14 protein-coding genes are annotated in these 13,756 nt (G+C 72.0%); 6 read left to right on the top strand and 8 right to left on the bottom strand.

The features are described from left to right. Nucleotides 1-238: 238 nt before the first annotated feature. Complete coding sequence (locus ACFYNX_RS31020; RefSeq protein WP_365545258.1) at nt 239-1,564, top strand: UDP-glucose/GDP-mannose dehydrogenase family protein; 1,326 nt, start codon at nt 239-241, stop codon at nt 1,562-1,564. Between the two features lie 37 nt (nt 1,565-1,601). Here the strand turns inward: ACFYNX_RS31020 and ACFYNX_RS31015 are convergent, their stop codons facing one another. After that, entirely contained in the window at nt 1,602-2,120 is a 519-nt protein-coding gene (locus ACFYNX_RS31015) for a cupin domain-containing protein (protein WP_365544806.1), read from the bottom strand. Nucleotides 2,121-2,567: 447 nt separating this feature from the next. Between ACFYNX_RS31015 and ACFYNX_RS31010 the strand changes: the two genes are divergently transcribed. Both ACFYNX_RS31010 and ACFYNX_RS31005 read left to right on the top strand, forming a co-directional pair. Next, nucleotides 2,568-3,464, top strand: coding sequence for an SGNH/GDSL hydrolase family protein (locus tag ACFYNX_RS31010; RefSeq protein ID WP_388666227.1), 897 nt, complete (start codon nt 2,568-2,570; stop codon nt 3,462-3,464). A 121-nt stretch (nt 3,465-3,585) separates the two neighbouring features. Beyond that, nucleotides 3,586-3,966, top strand: coding sequence for a VOC family protein (locus ACFYNX_RS31005; RefSeq protein ID WP_365544811.1), 381 nt, complete (start codon nt 3,586-3,588; stop codon nt 3,964-3,966). Between the two features lie 6 nt (nt 3,967-3,972). Here the strand turns inward: ACFYNX_RS31005 and ACFYNX_RS31000 are convergent, their stop codons facing one another. Genes ACFYNX_RS31000 through ACFYNX_RS30990 form a run of 3 tightly spaced genes read right to left on the bottom strand, consistent with a single transcriptional unit; the run spans nt 3,973 to nt 6,835 of the window. Next, on the bottom strand, nt 3,973-5,175 hold the full coding sequence (locus ACFYNX_RS31000; protein ID WP_388666225.1) for a dipeptidase: 1,203 nt from the start codon (nt 5,173-5,175) through the stop codon (nt 3,973-3,975). Next, nucleotides 5,172-5,699 carry a 5-(carboxyamino)imidazole ribonucleotide mutase gene (purE, locus tag ACFYNX_RS30995; protein WP_388666223.1) on the bottom strand — a complete coding sequence of 176 codons (528 nt, stop codon included), beginning with the start codon at nt 5,697-5,699 and terminating at the stop codon, nt 5,172-5,174. Before purE ends, ACFYNX_RS31000 begins: the two co-directional genes overlap by 4 nt. Further along, complete coding sequence (locus tag ACFYNX_RS30990; protein ID WP_388666221.1) at nt 5,696-6,835, bottom strand: 5-(carboxyamino)imidazole ribonucleotide synthase; 1,140 nt, start codon at nt 6,833-6,835, stop codon at nt 5,696-5,698. The genes purE and ACFYNX_RS30990 overlap by 4 nt, the downstream gene beginning before the upstream one ends. Before the next feature lie 211 nt (nt 6,836-7,046). On the opposite strand from ACFYNX_RS30990, the gene ACFYNX_RS30985 reads away from it, so the two are divergent. Next, the gene (locus ACFYNX_RS30985; protein ID WP_365544823.1) at nt 7,047-7,562 is read left to right on the top strand and encodes a GtrA family protein; all 516 of its coding nucleotides are present in this window, start codon (nt 7,047-7,049) and stop codon (nt 7,560-7,562) included. Between the two features lie 9 nt (nt 7,563-7,571). Here the strand turns inward: ACFYNX_RS30985 and ACFYNX_RS30980 are convergent, their stop codons facing one another. Together ACFYNX_RS30980 and ACFYNX_RS30975 are read right to left on the bottom strand one after the other, a co-directional pair. Continuing rightward, entirely contained in the window at nt 7,572-8,843 is a 1,272-nt protein-coding gene (locus ACFYNX_RS30980) for an ATP-binding protein (protein WP_388666218.1), read from the bottom strand. A gap of 21 nt (nt 8,844-8,864) precedes the next feature. Further along, nucleotides 8,865-9,542 carry a response regulator transcription factor gene (locus ACFYNX_RS30975; protein WP_125664197.1) on the bottom strand — a complete coding sequence of 226 codons (678 nt, stop codon included), beginning with the start codon at nt 9,540-9,542 and terminating at the stop codon, nt 8,865-8,867. 426 nt (nt 9,543-9,968) lie between these two features. On the opposite strand from ACFYNX_RS30975, the gene ACFYNX_RS30970 reads away from it, so the two are divergent. Further along, entirely contained in the window at nt 9,969-11,489 is a 1,521-nt protein-coding gene (locus tag ACFYNX_RS30970; RefSeq protein ID WP_365544827.1) for an oligopeptide:H+ symporter, read from the top strand. An 84-nt stretch (nt 11,490-11,573) separates the two neighbouring features. On the opposite strand, the gene ACFYNX_RS30965 is transcribed toward ACFYNX_RS30970, so the two are convergent. Together ACFYNX_RS30965 and ACFYNX_RS30960 are read right to left on the bottom strand one after the other, a co-directional pair. After that, nucleotides 11,574-11,996, bottom strand: a complete 423-nt coding sequence (locus tag ACFYNX_RS30965) for an ATP-binding protein (RefSeq protein ID WP_125664191.1) — start codon at nt 11,994-11,996, stop codon at nt 11,574-11,576. A 108-nt stretch (nt 11,997-12,104) separates the two neighbouring features. Further along, nucleotides 12,105-12,473, bottom strand: a complete 369-nt coding sequence (locus ACFYNX_RS30960) for an STAS domain-containing protein (RefSeq protein ID WP_125664189.1) — start codon at nt 12,471-12,473, stop codon at nt 12,105-12,107. 218 nt (nt 12,474-12,691) lie between these two features. On the opposite strand from ACFYNX_RS30960, the gene ACFYNX_RS30955 reads away from it, so the two are divergent. Next, complete coding sequence (locus tag ACFYNX_RS30955; protein WP_388666214.1) at nt 12,692-13,606, top strand: RNA polymerase sigma factor SigF; 915 nt, start codon at nt 12,692-12,694, stop codon at nt 13,604-13,606. Nucleotides 13,607-13,756: the final 150 nt, after the last annotated feature.

The raw sequence follows: 13,756 nt of genomic DNA, 5'->3' as shown, positions 1-13,756 counted from the left end.
ACCGCCGCCGCGAACGGCGCGATCTTCGCCTCCGCCAGCGCACGCACCGACTCCCGGAGCATGTCGTGCTCCTCGGAAGGCCGATACAGGTCGAAATCGCCAGAACCCGCCACGTCCACTCACTCCCACGCTTGCCGACTACCGTCGAGTAACACAAAGGGTAGGGCGTGACCGGGCCCCCGGCCAGGGCACGGCTATGCTCGGGCAGGCATTCCGCCCGACCCTCCTGGAGTACCGCATGGCCCTCAAGATCACCGTGATCGGCACCGGCTACCTCGGCGCCACCCACGCCGCGGCCATGGCGGAACTGGGCTTCGAGGTGCTCGGCCTCGACGTCGTCCCCGAGAAGATCGAGCTGCTGTCCTCCGGCCGGGTCCCGATGTACGAGCCGGGGCTCGAGGAACTGCTCGCGCGGCACGTGGCCGGCATCGAGGGGTCGAGCGGCCGGCTGCGGTTCACCACCTCCTGGGAGGAGGTGGGCGCCTTCGGCGACGTGCACTTCGTCTGCGTGAACACCCCGCAGAAGCACGGTGAGTACGCCTGCGACATGAGCTACGTGGACGCCGCCTTCACCTCCCTCGCCGGGGTCGTACGGGAAGGGGCCCTGGTCGTCGGCAAGTCGACCGTGCCGGTCGGCTCGGCCGAGCGGCTCGCGGCCCTGCTCCCGGCGGGCGTCGAGCTGGCCTGGAACCCCGAGTTCCTGCGGGAGGGCTTCGCCGTCGACGACACCCTGCACCCGGACCGGATCGTGGTCGGCGTGCGCGGCGAGCGGGCCGAGAAGCTGCTGCGCGAGGTGTACGCGGTGCCGGTCGGCGAGGGCTCGCCGTTCGTCGTGACCGACTTCCCCACGGCCGAGCTGGTGAAGACCGCCGCGAACTCCTTCCTCGCCACCAAGATCTCCTTCATCAACGCGATGGCGGAGGTCTGCGAGGCCGCGGACGGCGACGTCGCCAAGCTGGCGGAGGCCATCGGCCACGACGACCGGATCGGCGCCAAGTTCCTGCGGGCCGGCATCGGCTTCGGCGGCGGCTGCCTGCCGAAGGACATCCGGGCGTTCATGGCCCGGGCGGGCGAGCTGGGCGCCGACCAGGCGCTGACCTTCCTCCGCGAGATCGACTCCATCAACATGCGGCGGCGCGGCCAGATGGTCGAGATGGCCCGCGAGGCCCTGGGCGGGAACTCCTTCCTGGGCCGCCGGGTCGCCGTCCTCGGCGCCACCTTCAAGCCGGACTCGGACGACGTCCGCGACTCCCCCGCCCTCAACGTGGCCGGGCAGATACACCTCCAGGGCGGCCAGGTCACCGTCTACGACCCGAAGGGCATGGAGAACGCCCGCCGCCTCTTCCCGACCCTGGGGTACGCGGACTCGGCCCTGGAGGCCGTGCGCGGGGCGGACGTGGTGCTGCACCTGACGGAGTGGCGCGAGTTCCGCGAGCTGGACCCGGCGGAGCTGGGCGGGGCCGTCTCCGCCCGGATCCTCCTGGACGGCCGCAACGCGCTGGACGCGGCGCGGTGGCGCGGGGCGGGCTGGACGTACCGGGCGATGGGCCGCCCGCGCGCGTAGGGCTCCGGGCCCCGCCGGACACCGGTCCGGGTGCGGCCTACCCCTCTCCGGACTCGAAGTCCTCCACGAAGTAGCTGTCGTGCCGGACGCGGAACCGCTTGAGCTCCTCGCCGCCGCGCCGCGCCACCTCCGCGACCCGCTCGAAGTACTCCTCGCGCGGGGCGCCCGGGGAGAAGAGCATGAGCATGGACGTGGGGTCGTCGGTCGCGTTCTTGAAGGCGTGCAGTCCTCCGACCGGCACGTACAGGAAGTCGCCCGCGCGGCCGGTGACCCACCTGTCGCCGTCGTAGAGCTCCAGTTCGCCGGAGAGGACGTAGAAGGACTCGGACATCGCCTTGTGGAAGTGAGGCTTGGCCCCGGCGGCCCGGGGGCCGAGGTCCACCTTGTAGAAGCCGAACTCGCCGCCGGTCGAGGCGTGGGTGGCGAGGTAGTGGGTGGAGCCGCCGGGCGAGGAGATGTCCGGCGGGGTGCCGGCGGGGCGGAAGGTCGCGTTCACCTCGCCCTCGTCGCCGTGGTAGCGGGGCTCCGGGTACGCGAAGTCCTCGGGGTGCGACACGTTCTGCTCCTTCGGTGGGTCCGCTGATCTCCCTCCGCATGGTGCTCCCCGCCCCGAGGGACCGGCATCGGGCTCGCGGACGATCTCGGGGCCGCCGGACCGGGGACCGGAGACCTACGGCCCGTCCGACGGCCGGTCTTCGGCGAGTGCGCGGAGCCGGGGGCACGGGGAGGCCGGGGCGCACCCGGGGCAGGGCCCGGTGGAGCGCGGGCGGCCGGTGGGCCGTGCACCGCCGCGAACCCGGTTCAACGCGCGACATCTTGACGACTCGTCACGCCGACCCGATATTACGGACGAGTAAGACCGATCGGTAACACTGCGCGCAGCGTCCCCGCACTTCCGGTGGCAGGCGAACGGGACCGCCCTGCCGTCGGCACGGTGCGCCTTCCGGCCTTCCCCGGCGGCCGACGGGCGCCCGCCCCTCACCCCGTCATGAGAGGCACCGCCATGCGATCAGTCCCACCGAGCCGCCGCACCCGCACCGCCGCCGTCGCCGCCGCCACCGCCGTGCTGGCCACCGCCGCCGGTCTCGGCGCCGGTCCCGCCTCGGCCGCCGACACCCCGTTCGACCGTTACGTGGCCCTGGGCGACTCGTACGCGTCGGGAGCGGGCGTACCGGACCAGACCGACTCCGCCTGTACGCGCTCCAGCCGCAACTACCCCGCCCTGCTGAACGCCGCGCTCTCCCCCGCCGCCCACCGGGACGTCACCTGCGGGGGTGCCACCACGGTCCACATGACCTCCGCCCAGAACGCTTCCGCGCCCCCACAGTTCGACGCCCTGGACGTCGGCACGGACCTGGTGACCCTCACCATCGGCGGCAACGACGTCGGCTTCGCCGGCATCATCGTCCGCTGCGTGACCCTGGGCGTGTTCGACCTGGGCGGCTCGCCCTGCAAGAGCAGCTACACCTGGACGGGCACCGACCGGCTCGCCGCCACCGTCGACGCCGCAGCCCCCAGGATCGCCGCGACCCTCGACGGCATCCGGCAGCGCGCGCCCCACGCCAGGATCCTGGTCACCGGCTACCCGGCGATCCTCCCCGACGACGGCACCAACTGCCCCCGGGTGGCGACCGTCGCCAAGGGCGACGCCCCCTGGCTGCGGGACGTCCACAAGCGGCTCAACACCGTGATCGCCGCGCAGGCCGCCGCGCACGGGGCCGTCTACGTGGACACGTACACCAAGTCCATCGGCCACGACGTCTGCAAGCCGGCCGGAACCCGCTGGATGGAACCGCTCCTCACCGACGCCGCGGCCCCCTTCCACCCCAACGCGGCGGGCGAGAGGGCCATGGCCGACGCGGTGCTCGCGGCCGCACGCCGACCGGCGACGGCGACGTAGCCGTGTGAGTGGGTTCCGGTCCGTGCGCCGGGTCGAGCGCGTGTGGGTGGCCTTGTCGTGCGCGGACGCGGGTAGGGGCGGACGGTGGGAACGTCCCACCCGTACGAGCACGAGGAGAGCCATGCCCGTCGCCACCCTGCGGTCCGTCGTCCTGGACTGTCCCGACCCCATGTCCCTCGCCACCTTCTACGCCGGGATCCTCGGCGGCTCGCCCCGCGTCTCCTCGGACCCCGAGGAGGGCGACTCCTGGGTGATGCTCTCCGGGCACGACGGCACCCAGCTCGCCTTCCAGGAGGTCTCCGGGTACGTCGCGCCGCGCTGGCCCGAGGAGGAGGGCGGGCAGCAGTTCCACCTGGACCTGACCGTGGACGACCTCGACCGGGGCGAGGAGCAGGTCCTCGCGCTCGGCGCCAAGCTCCTCGACGCGGGCGGGCCCGACCGCGACTTCCGCGTCTACGCGGACCCGGTCGGGCACCCGTTCTGCCTCTGCGTGGACCTGTAGGGGCGGTCAGGCCCCCCGGCCGTCCAGGGACTCGATCGTCGCGTTCGACGGGGCCGTGCCGTTCCTCAGGTCGCGGGAGACGTCCTCCGCGTCGCGCAGGACGCGGACCGCGTTGGACCAGGTCAGCTTGGCCAGGTCCGGGCGCGACCAGCCGCGGTGGAGGAGCTCCGCGATCAGGTTCGGGTAGCCGGCGACGTCGTCGAGGCCGGCCGGGGTGAAGGCCGTCCCGTCGTAGTCGCCGCCGATGCCGACGTGGTCGATCCCGGCCGCCTCGCGCATGTGGTCGAGGTGGTCGGCGACCGTGGCGGCAGTGGCCACCGGGCGCGGGTTCGCCTCCTCGAAGGCGCGGTGCAGCGCCATCGCCCCGGCCGTGGTGTCGAGGTGGTCGAAGCCGTGCTCCCGCAGGTTCTCGTCCGCCCGCGCGGTCCACTCGACGGCCGCCGGGAGGATGAACTTGGGCACGAAGGTGGCCATCGCCACGCCGCCGTTGGCGGGCAGCCGCTCCAGGACGTCGTCCGGGACGTTGCGCGGGTGGTCGCAGACCGCGCGGGCCGAGGAGTGCGAGAAGATCACCGGCGCGGCGGTGGCGTCCAGGGCGTCCCGCATGGTCGTCGCGGCCACGTGCGAGAGGTCGACGAGCATGCCGGAGCGGTTCATCTCGCGGACGACCTGCCGGCCGAAGGCGGAGAGCCCGCCGACGCCCGGCTCGTCGGTCGCCGAGTCCGCCCAGTCGTTGTTGTCGTTGTGGGTGAGCGTCATGTAGCGCACGCCCAGGGCGTGCAGCGCGCGCAGGGTGGCGAGGGAGTTGTTGATCGAGTGGCCGCCCTCGGCGCCCTTGAGGGAGGCGATGCGGCCCTGCTCGCGGGCCGCCTCCATGTCGTCCGCCGTCAGGGCGGGCGCGAGGTCCGCCGCGTACCGCTCCAGGAGCTGGTCGACGACGTCGATCTGCTCCAGGGTGGCGCTGACCGCGTCGTCCCCGGCGAGCCGGCAGGGCACGTACACGGACCAGAACTGGGCGCCGACCCCGCCGGCCCGCAGCCGGGCCAGGTCGGTGTGGAGCGCGCCGGTCTGGTCGGCCGCGATGTCCATGCGGTCCAGGTCGTACCGCACGTGCTCCCGCAGCGCCCACGGCAGGTCGTTGTGGCCGTCCACGACGGGGTGGCCGGCCAGCAGCTCCCGCGCCTCGGCGAGGCGGTCGGCGGCGGTCACCGGGCGAACCCGAAGGACTCGGCGCCCTCGACCCTGGCCCGCAGCCGCGCGCCCTTCTCCGTCGCCTGGTCGTTCAGCTCCCGCTGGAAGGCGCGCATCCGGTCCAGCAGCGCCGGGTCGTGCGCGGCGAGGATCCGGGCCGCGAGCAGGCCCGCGTTCCGGGCGCCGCCGACGGAGACCGCGGCGACCGGCACGCCGGCCGGCATCTGCACGATGGAGAGCAGCGAGTCCATGCCGTCGAGGTACTTCAGCGGCACGGGCACGCCGATGACGGGCAGCGGCGTGACGGAGGCGAGCATGCCGGGCAGGTGGGCGGCGCCGCCCGCGCCCGCGACGATCGCCTTGAGCCCGCGCCCGGCGGCCTCCTCGCCGTACGCGATCATCTCGCGCGGCATGCGGTGCGCGGAGACGACGTCGACCTCGTAGGGGATCTCGAACTCGTCCAGGGCCTGGGCGGCGGCTTCCATGACGGGCCAGTCGGAGTCCGAACCCATGACGATGCCGACGACGGGGCTGGTGCTCATTCGGTGATCGTTCCTCGCAGGTAGCCGGCGGCGTGGCGGGCGCGCTCCAGCACGTCGTCCAGGTCGTCGCCGTAGGTGTTGACGTGGCCCACCTTGCGTCCGGGCTTCACGTCCTTGCCGTACATGTGGATCTTGAGCTGCGGGTCCCTGGCCATGCAGTGCAGGTACGCGGAGTACATGTCCGGGTAGTCGCCGCCCAGGACGTTGCACATCACGGTCCACCGCGCGCGCGGGCGCGGGTCGCCGAGCGGCAGGTCGAGGACCGCGCGGACGTGGTTGGCGAACTGCGAGGTGATCGCGCCGTCCTGGGTCCAGTGGCCGGAGTTGTGCGGGCGCATCGCCAGCTCGTTGACGAGGATGCGGCCGTCCGTGGTCTCGAACAGCTCCACGGCGAGGTGGCCGACGACGCCCAGCTCCCGGGCGATCCGCAGCGCCAGCTCCTGGGCCTGCCCGGACAGCTCCTCGGACAGGTCGGGGGCGGGCGCGATCACGGTGTCGCAGACGCCGTCGACCTGGCGGGACTCGACGACCGGGTAGGCGACGGCCTGGCCGTGCGGGGAGCGGACGATGTTCGCCGCCAGCTCGCGCGCGAAGTCGACCTTCTCCTCCGCGAGGACGGGCACGCCGGCCAGGAAGGGGTCGCGCGCGTCCTCGGGCGAACGCACGAACCAGACGCCCTTGCCGTCGTAGCCGCCGCGCACGGTCTTGAGGATGACCGGGAAGCCCCCGACCTCGGCCGCGAAGGCCTCCGCGTCCGCCGGGTCCGCGACGATGCGGTGGCGCGGGCTCGGCGCGCCGATCTCGTCGAGCCGGGCGCGCATCACCCCCTTGTCCTGCGCGTGCACCAGTGCGTCGGGCCCCGGCCGGACGGGGATGCCGTCCGCCTCCAGGGCGCGCAGGTGCTCGGTGGGGACGTGCTCGTGATCGAAGGTGATCACGTCGCATCCGCGCGCGAAGTCACGCAGCGTGTCCAGGTCGCGGTAGTCGCCGATGACGACCTCGCTCACCACCTGGGCCGCGGAGTCCTGCGGAGTGTCACTGAGGAGCTTGAACTTGATGCCGAGGGGGATGCCCGCCTCGTGGGTCATTCGGGCGAGCTGACCGCCACCGACCATGCCGACTACCGGAAACGTCACCCTCTTAGGGTATCCGCACCATCGGGGAACACTCGTCCGGCTGTGTTTTGACACAAGGATCATGGGCAGACGCGCGGGCGGAAGCACGGGCGGGGCGGGGGTTCGGCCGTGGTTTGCGCGGTACAACGGCATGTGCCAGAGGCCCCTGGTTAGCATGGACTGGTTGACGTCACCCGGACGTCACCCGGACGGACGGGACAGAGCCATCACCATGAGTGAACCCGGCGCACTGCGCACGCGACTCGACCGGCTCTTCCGCGAGGTCGCGAAGTTCGGCGCCGTGGGCGCCGTGGGGGTTCTCGTCGACCTCGGGGTGTTCAACCTCGTGCGGCACTTCTCGGACCTGCCGGTCGTGCGGGCGAGCGTCGTCGCCACCGTGGTCGCGATCGCGTTCAACTACATCGGCTTCCGGTACTTCACCTACCGGGACCGGGACAAGAGCAGCCGCACCAAGGAGATGTCCCTCTTCCTGGTCTTCAGCCTGATCGGCCTGGTGATCCAGAACGGTCTGCTCTACGCGGCGACGTACGGCTTCGGCTGGGACGGTCCGCTGGCGAGCAACTTCTTCAAGTTCTTCGGGATCGGGGTCGCGACCCTGTTCCGCTTCTGGTCGTACCGCACCTGGGTCTTCCGCGCCCTGCCGGCGAAGGAGACCGTGCAGACCGCCGAATCGTTCCTGGAGCAGGCCCCGCGGCAGGCGACCCGCCGCCAGCCCGACCGGGTCTGACCCGGCCCCTCACCGCACGGGGCGGTCCTCGAGTTCCTCCGAGGGGCCCCGGACCTCGCGGCTCAGGAAGAGCGCGAAGACCGGCGGCTGCTGCTGGAGGAGCTCCAGGCGCCCGCCGTCGGCCTCCGCGAGGTCGCGGGCGACCGCCAGGCCGATGCCGGTGGAGCTGCGGCCGCTGACGGCCCGCTCGAAGATCCGCGCGCCGAGGTCGGCCGGGACGCCCGGCCCCTCGTCGGTGACCTCGATCACGGACTGGTTGCCGGTGACCCGGGTGCGCAGGGCGACCGTGCCGCCGCCGTGCATGAGCGAGTTCTCGATCAGGGCGGCGAGGACCTGGGCGACCGCGCCCGGGGTGCCCACGGCCCGCATGCCCTGCTTCCCCGAGTGCACGATGGCCCGCCCCGCGCTGCGGTAGGCCGGCCGCCACTCCTCGATCTGCTGCTTGACGACCTCGTCCAGGTCGAAGGCGACGGCGGAGCCGGTGCGGGGGTCACGGGAGTTGGTGAGGAGCCGCTGCACGACGTCGGTGAGCCGCTCGACCTGGGTGAGCGCGATCGTGGCCTCCTCCTTGACCGTCTCCAGGTCGTCGGCGACGGCGACCTCCTCCAGGCGCATGGAGAGTGCGGTGAGGGGCGTGCGGAGCTGGTGGGAGGCGTCGGCGGCGAGCCGGCGCTCGGCGGTGAGCATCCGGGCGATCCGCTCGGCGGAGGCGTCCAGGACGTCCGCGACCCGGTCCAGCTCGGGCACCCCGTACCGCTTGTGCCGGGGGCGCGGGTCGCCGGAGCCGAGGCGTTCGGCGGTCTCCGCGAGGTCGGTGAGCGGGGAGGCGAGCCGGTTGGCCTGCCGTACGGCGAGGAGGACGGCGGCGACGACGGCGAGCAGGGCCACCGCGCCGATGATCAGGAGGGTGCGGCCGACCTCGGCGGTGACGGCCGAGCGGGACTCCTCGACGGTCACGGTCTCGCCGCGCTCGCCCGTGGCGGAGCCGCGGATGACCTCGCCCTCGGGGCGCTCCCCGATCGCGATCGGTTCGCGGCCGGGGATGCGGATCTGCGCGTACCGCTTGGCGCCGCTCTGCTCGGCGAGGATGTCCGGGTTGACCGGCTCGCCGCCGATGAGCCGGCTGTCGACGATGGAGACGATCCGCAGCGCCTCCGAGTCCACGCTCTCCTGGGCGCTGCCGGCGATCGTGCGGGTCTCGACGATGACGAGGGAGACGCCGAAGACGGCGATGACGACGAGCACCACGGCGAGCGTGGAGTTGATCAGACGGCGGCGCACGGCTGCTTCTCTCTGGAGGTCCTAGCTCTTCTCGAAGCGGAAGCCGACGCCGCGGACGGTGGCGATGTAGCGCGGGTTCGCCGCGTCGTCGCCGAGCTTCTTGCGCAGCCACGAGATGTGCATGTCGAGGGTCTTGGTGGAGGACCACCAGGTGGTGTCCCAGACCTCGCGCATCAGTTGGTCGCGGGTGACGACCCGGCCGGCGTCCCGGACGAGGACCCGGAGCAGGTCGAACTCCTTGGCGGTGAGCTGGAGCTCCTCGTCGCCCATCCAGGCGCGGTGCGACTCGACGTCGATCCGCACGCCGTGGGTGGAGGGGGCGGCGACGGGCTCGGTGGCGCCGCGCCGGAGCAGGGCCCGGACCCGGGCGAGGAGCTCGGCGAGCCGGAAGGGCTTGGTGACGTAGTCGTCGGCGCCCGCGTCGAGCCCGACGACGGTGTCGACCTCGTCGGCGCGCGCGGTGAGCACCAGGATGGGGATCGCGTGCCCCTCGGCGCGCAGTCGCCGGGCGACCTCGAGTCCGTCCATGCCGGGGAGGCCCAGGTCGAGCACGACCAGGTCGACGCCGCCCTGGAGGCCGGCGTCGAGCGCGGTGGGTCCGTCCTCGCGGACCTCGACCTCGTACCCCTCCCTCCGCAGGGCGCGGGCCAGCGGTTCCGAGATGGACGCGTCGTCCTCGGCGAGCAGTACACGGGTCATGGGGTGATGGTAGTCCGCACGGCGCCCGCCCCGGGGCGCGATGCGCGGGACCCGGGGAGAGCCTGGGGATCTTGCGACCATCCTGTGTGGGACCTTCGAATGACCTTGTACGGTTGCACTTCCGCCTGTGATTCATGTCTCAAGTCCTTCCATATCCGGCACTGTCGTGTCGTATGGTGGCGAGACGTCTGTTGCGGTATTCGGGGACCTTCGGCCGGCTTGGTGGGTCGGGGTCCTCTTTTCTGCGTGAGGGGGCCCAGCCACCCTCGATGACGGCGAATGACCTGTGGGCCGGGTCCCGGGACGCGAAGACGCGTCCCCCGGGGCGTGGATCCCGGTGGAGTTCCACGATTCCCCCGGTGCCGGCCTCCCCCACCGGGCGCACCCCGCTCACAAGGCGAGCGTCCCGACAGAGCAAGGATCGACATGGCGTCCAGCCTGACGACGGCTTCGGCCGGAACCCCTGGTTCCGAGAAGACGTTCTTCGGCCACCCCCGTGGTCTGGCCACTCTCTTCATGACCGAGATGTGGGAGCGCTTCTCCTACTACGGCATGCGGGCACTTCTCGTTCTGTACCTGGTCTCCGGCGGCGCGGACGCCGCGACCGGCAGCCAGGGTGGCGGCCTCGCCATGACGGCGGCCACGGCGACGGCCATCTACTCCGTGTACGTCTCGATGGTCTACCTCATGGCCATGCCCGGCGGCTGGTTCGGCGACCGCGTCTGGGGCGCCCGCAAGACCGTCGCCATCGCCGGCTTCGTGATCATGGCCGGTCACGCCTCGCTGGCCATCCCCGGCCAGGCGATGTTCTTCGTCGGCCTCGCGCTCGTCGCGGCCGGCTCGGGCCTGCTCAAGGCCAACATCTCCACGATGGTCGGCCACCTCTACGACGGCCCGGACGACCCGCGCCGCGACGGCGGCTTCACGCTCTTCTACGTCGGCATCAACCTCGGTGCCTTCGTGGCGCCGTTCGTGGTGGGCACGGTCGGCGAGAAGGTCAACTGGCACCTCGGCTTCGCGCTCGCCGCGGTCGGCATGGGCCTGGGCCTGCTGCAGTTCCTCCTCGGCACGAAGAACCTGAGCCCGAGGAGCGAGGTCGTCCCGAACCCGCTCTCCCCGGCCGAGCGCAAGGGCATGCTGGTCAAGGTCGCGCTCGTCGTCGTGCTCGCCGCCGTCTTCTACGGCGTCGTCGTCGCCCTCGGCGTGTACACCCTGAACTGGGCGCTCGTCCCGATCACCCTCGCCGGTCTGATCATCCCGGTCGCCGTCCTCGTCCGCATCAAGCGCGACAAGGACCTCGACAAGTCCGAGCAGTCGAAGATGACCGGCTACATCTGGTTCTTCGTCGCCGCCGCCATCTTCTGGATGATCTACGACCAGGGCGGTTCGACCCTGTCGCTGTTCGCGGACGACAAGACCGCCGACACCGTCTTCGGCTTCGGCTTCCCGGCCACCTGGTACCAGTCCCTGAACCCGCTGTTCGTCATGGCGCTGGCCCCGGTCTTCGCCTGGCTGTGGCTGTGGCTGGCCCGCAAGAACCAGGAGCCGAACACCATCGTGAAGTTCGCGATGGGCCTGGTCCTGGTCGGCGCGTCCTTCTTCGTCTTCGTCGTGCCCATGAACATGGCGGGCGACGGCACGAAGGTCTCCCCGATGTGGCTCGTCTCGATCTACATGATCCAGACCATCGGCGAGCTGTGCCTCTCCCCGGTCGGCCTCTCCGTCACCACGAAGATGGCGCCGCAGAAGTACGCGTCCCAGATGATGGGCGTCTGGTTCCTCGCCGTCACCGCCGGTGACTGCACCACCGGTCTGCTCTCGCTGGCCGGCGTGGACCTGAACGGGACCGGGATCATCGCCCTGGAGGCCGCCCTGGCCGTCTTCGCGGGCTTCGCGATCTACATGTACCGCAAGAAGGTCCAGAAGCTCATGGGCGACGTCCACTGACGCCGTCCCGCCGCTCACACAGGAGGCCGCCGCACCGATCCGGTGCGGCGGCCTCCGCCGTGTTCGGCGGCCCTGAGGGGCCCGTCAGTCGCCGGGGGCCGAGATCTCGGCCCAGACCGTCTTGCCGGGGGCGCCGGGCGTGCGGTCGATGCCCCAGTCGCGGCAGAGGCGCTGGACGATGAACATGCCGTGGCCGCCGGGGCGGCCGGCGCGGTGCGGGGTGCGCGGAGCGGGCTGGCCGGCGCCGCGGTCGGTGACTTCGAGGCGCAGCACCTTGGGCAGCCGCAGGACGCGCAGGCTCTCGGGCCCGTCGGCGTGCAGACAGGCGTTGGTGACCAGCTCGGAGACGACCAGGAGGACGTCCTCGGCGGCGGCCCTGCGGTCGGCGGTGGCGGCGGGCAGCCAGCCCCACTCGTGGAGCGCCGTCCGCGTGAAGTCGCGGGCGAGCGGCACCGTGCCGCTGGTCTCGCCGAGGGCGAGCGTACGGACGTCGGAAGCTTGGTCCATCAGCGCTTCACCTCACCGATCGACGGGACTGGGGCAGGAGGTACGGGACGTGCGGGGCCGGGCCGGGACCGGACCCGGCGGTCCGATCCGGCCCGGGTCCGGCCGGGCTCATTCGGGGAGCGCCGTCGCGAGCGTGTCGTGGACGGTGAAGACGGTGTCCGCGCCCGTGATGTGGAACACCCGGGCCACCGCGGGCCGCATCGCCACCAGGTGCACCGCGCCGCCGGCAGCGTCCGCCCGCAGCCGGGCGCCGAGCAGCACGTTGAGCCCGGTCGAGTCGCAGAACTCCAGACCGGAGCAGTCGACGACGAGTCTCGAACGACCCGCGTCCAGTGCCCCGTCCAGGGGTTCGCGCAGGAGTTCGGCGGTGTGGTGGTCGAGTTCGCCCACCGGGGTGAGGACTTCGCTCTCCCCCACGGTCCGCGTCTCGACCCGCAGCCGCGCGGGCAGTGCGCTGCCGATGTGTTCGCGGTCCATGGCCGTGCCTCTTCTCGCTCTCGCGGATGCCGATGACGTCCTCGAACACTACAAGCGGGGCGGCCCTCGATGCACACGAGGTCCATCTCATAACCGAACAAACAGGATTAATGGCACTTGCAACCTTCAGGGTCGAGCAGGTAGGGCTAGAGGAAACACCCGAAACGGCCGGCTCGGAGGCGCCGCAAACCGCTGCGAGAAGAACCCGAAGGAGACCCATGTCACCCCGGCTCGACGCCACGCGTACCCCCGACGCGCCGTCGACAACCCTGTCCGGCATCCCCACCCCCACCACCCCCCTCACCCCCCTCCCCGGCGAGCTCGCCGACCGGCTGCTCGACCGGCCCCTCGACCGGATCGGTCCGGTCGACGCGCGCGCCCTGTCGAAGGACCTCTTCGCCCGCCTCGCGGAGCTGGAGGAGGGCACCCACGACCACGCGTACGTCCGCAACACCCTCGTCGAACTCAACCTCGCCCTGGTCCGCTTCGCCGCCGCACGGTTCGGCACCCGCAGCGAACCGATGGAGGACATCGTCCAGGTCGGCACCATCGGCCTCATCAAGGCGATCGACCGCTTCGAGCTCTCCCGCGGCGTCGAGTTCCCCACCTTCGCGATGCCGACCATCATCGGCGAGATCAAGCGCTTCTTCCGCGACACCTCCTGGTCCGTGCACGTACCCCGCCGCCTCCAGGAGCTCCGCCTCGACCTCGCCCGGGCCACGGACACCCTGTCCCAGCGCCTGGACCGCTCCCCCACCGTCGCCGAGCTCGCCGAGGAACTCGGCATCGCGCCGGAGGAGGTCGTCGAGGGCATGGCGGCGAGCAACGCGTACACCGCCAGCTCGCTCGACGCCCAGCCCGCCGAGGAGGACGGCGGCGGCGGCGAGGCCGCGCTCGCCGACCGGCTCGGCTACGAGGACGACGGCATCACCGGCATCGAGTACATCGCCTCCCTCAAGCCGATGATCGCCTCGCTGCCCGCCCGCGAGCGGCAGATCCTCTCCCTGCGCTTCGTCTCCGGCATGACCCAGTCGGAGATCGGCGAGGAGCTCGGCATCTCCCAGATGCACGTCTCCCGGCTCCTGGCCCGCACCCTCACCCGGCTGCGCCAGGGCCTCACTCTGGAGGAATGACCTCCCCGGAGGAGCCCGTCCCCGGTCGGAACGACCGGGGACGAGGGCCCGTTCACGGTCTGCCGACCCTGGACGGGCCCTCTCGCGCACCATCACGCGTACGGCCGGGGGGCGTTGTCGACGCGCCGTCCGGAACCGGAAGAAGGGAGC

The organism is Streptomyces sp. NPDC007872 (genome assembly GCF_042868165.1).
Taxonomy (GTDB): domain Bacteria; phylum Actinomycetota; class Actinomycetes; order Streptomycetales; family Streptomycetaceae; genus Streptomyces.
Note: the sequence above shows the minus strand (reverse complement) of the source record. Positions and strands in the feature narration are given on the sequence as shown.

What these genes read in the sequence shown, in the direction of transcription:
- ACFYNX_RS31020 (WP_365545258.1), top strand. Translation starts at nt 239, where the DNA reads ATGGCCCTCAAGATCACCGTGATCGGCACCGGCTACCTCGGCGCCACC.
- ACFYNX_RS31010 (WP_388666227.1), top strand. Translation starts at nt 2,568, where the DNA reads ATGCGATCAGTCCCACCGAGCCGCCGCACCCGCACCGCCGCCGTCGCC.
- ACFYNX_RS31005 (WP_365544811.1), top strand. Translation starts at nt 3,586, where the DNA reads ATGCCCGTCGCCACCCTGCGGTCCGTCGTCCTGGACTGTCCCGACCCC.
- purE (WP_388666223.1), bottom strand. Translation starts at nt 5,699, where the DNA reads ATGAGCACCAGCCCCGTCGTCGGCATCGTCATGGGTTCGGACTCCGAC.
- ACFYNX_RS30985 (WP_365544823.1), top strand. Translation starts at nt 7,047, where the DNA reads ATGAGTGAACCCGGCGCACTGCGCACGCGACTCGACCGGCTCTTCCGC.
- ACFYNX_RS30975 (WP_125664197.1), bottom strand. Translation starts at nt 9,542, where the DNA reads ATGACCCGTGTACTGCTCGCCGAGGACGACGCGTCCATCTCGGAACCG.
- ACFYNX_RS30970 (WP_365544827.1), top strand. Translation starts at nt 9,969, where the DNA reads ATGGCGTCCAGCCTGACGACGGCTTCGGCCGGAACCCCTGGTTCCGAG.
- ACFYNX_RS30965 (WP_125664191.1), bottom strand. Translation starts at nt 11,996, where the DNA reads ATGGACCAAGCTTCCGACGTCCGTACGCTCGCCCTCGGCGAGACCAGC.
- ACFYNX_RS30960 (WP_125664189.1), bottom strand. Translation starts at nt 12,473, where the DNA reads ATGGACCGCGAACACATCGGCAGCGCACTGCCCGCGCGGCTGCGGGTC.
- ACFYNX_RS30955 (WP_388666214.1), top strand. Translation starts at nt 12,692, where the DNA reads ATGTCACCCCGGCTCGACGCCACGCGTACCCCCGACGCGCCGTCGACA.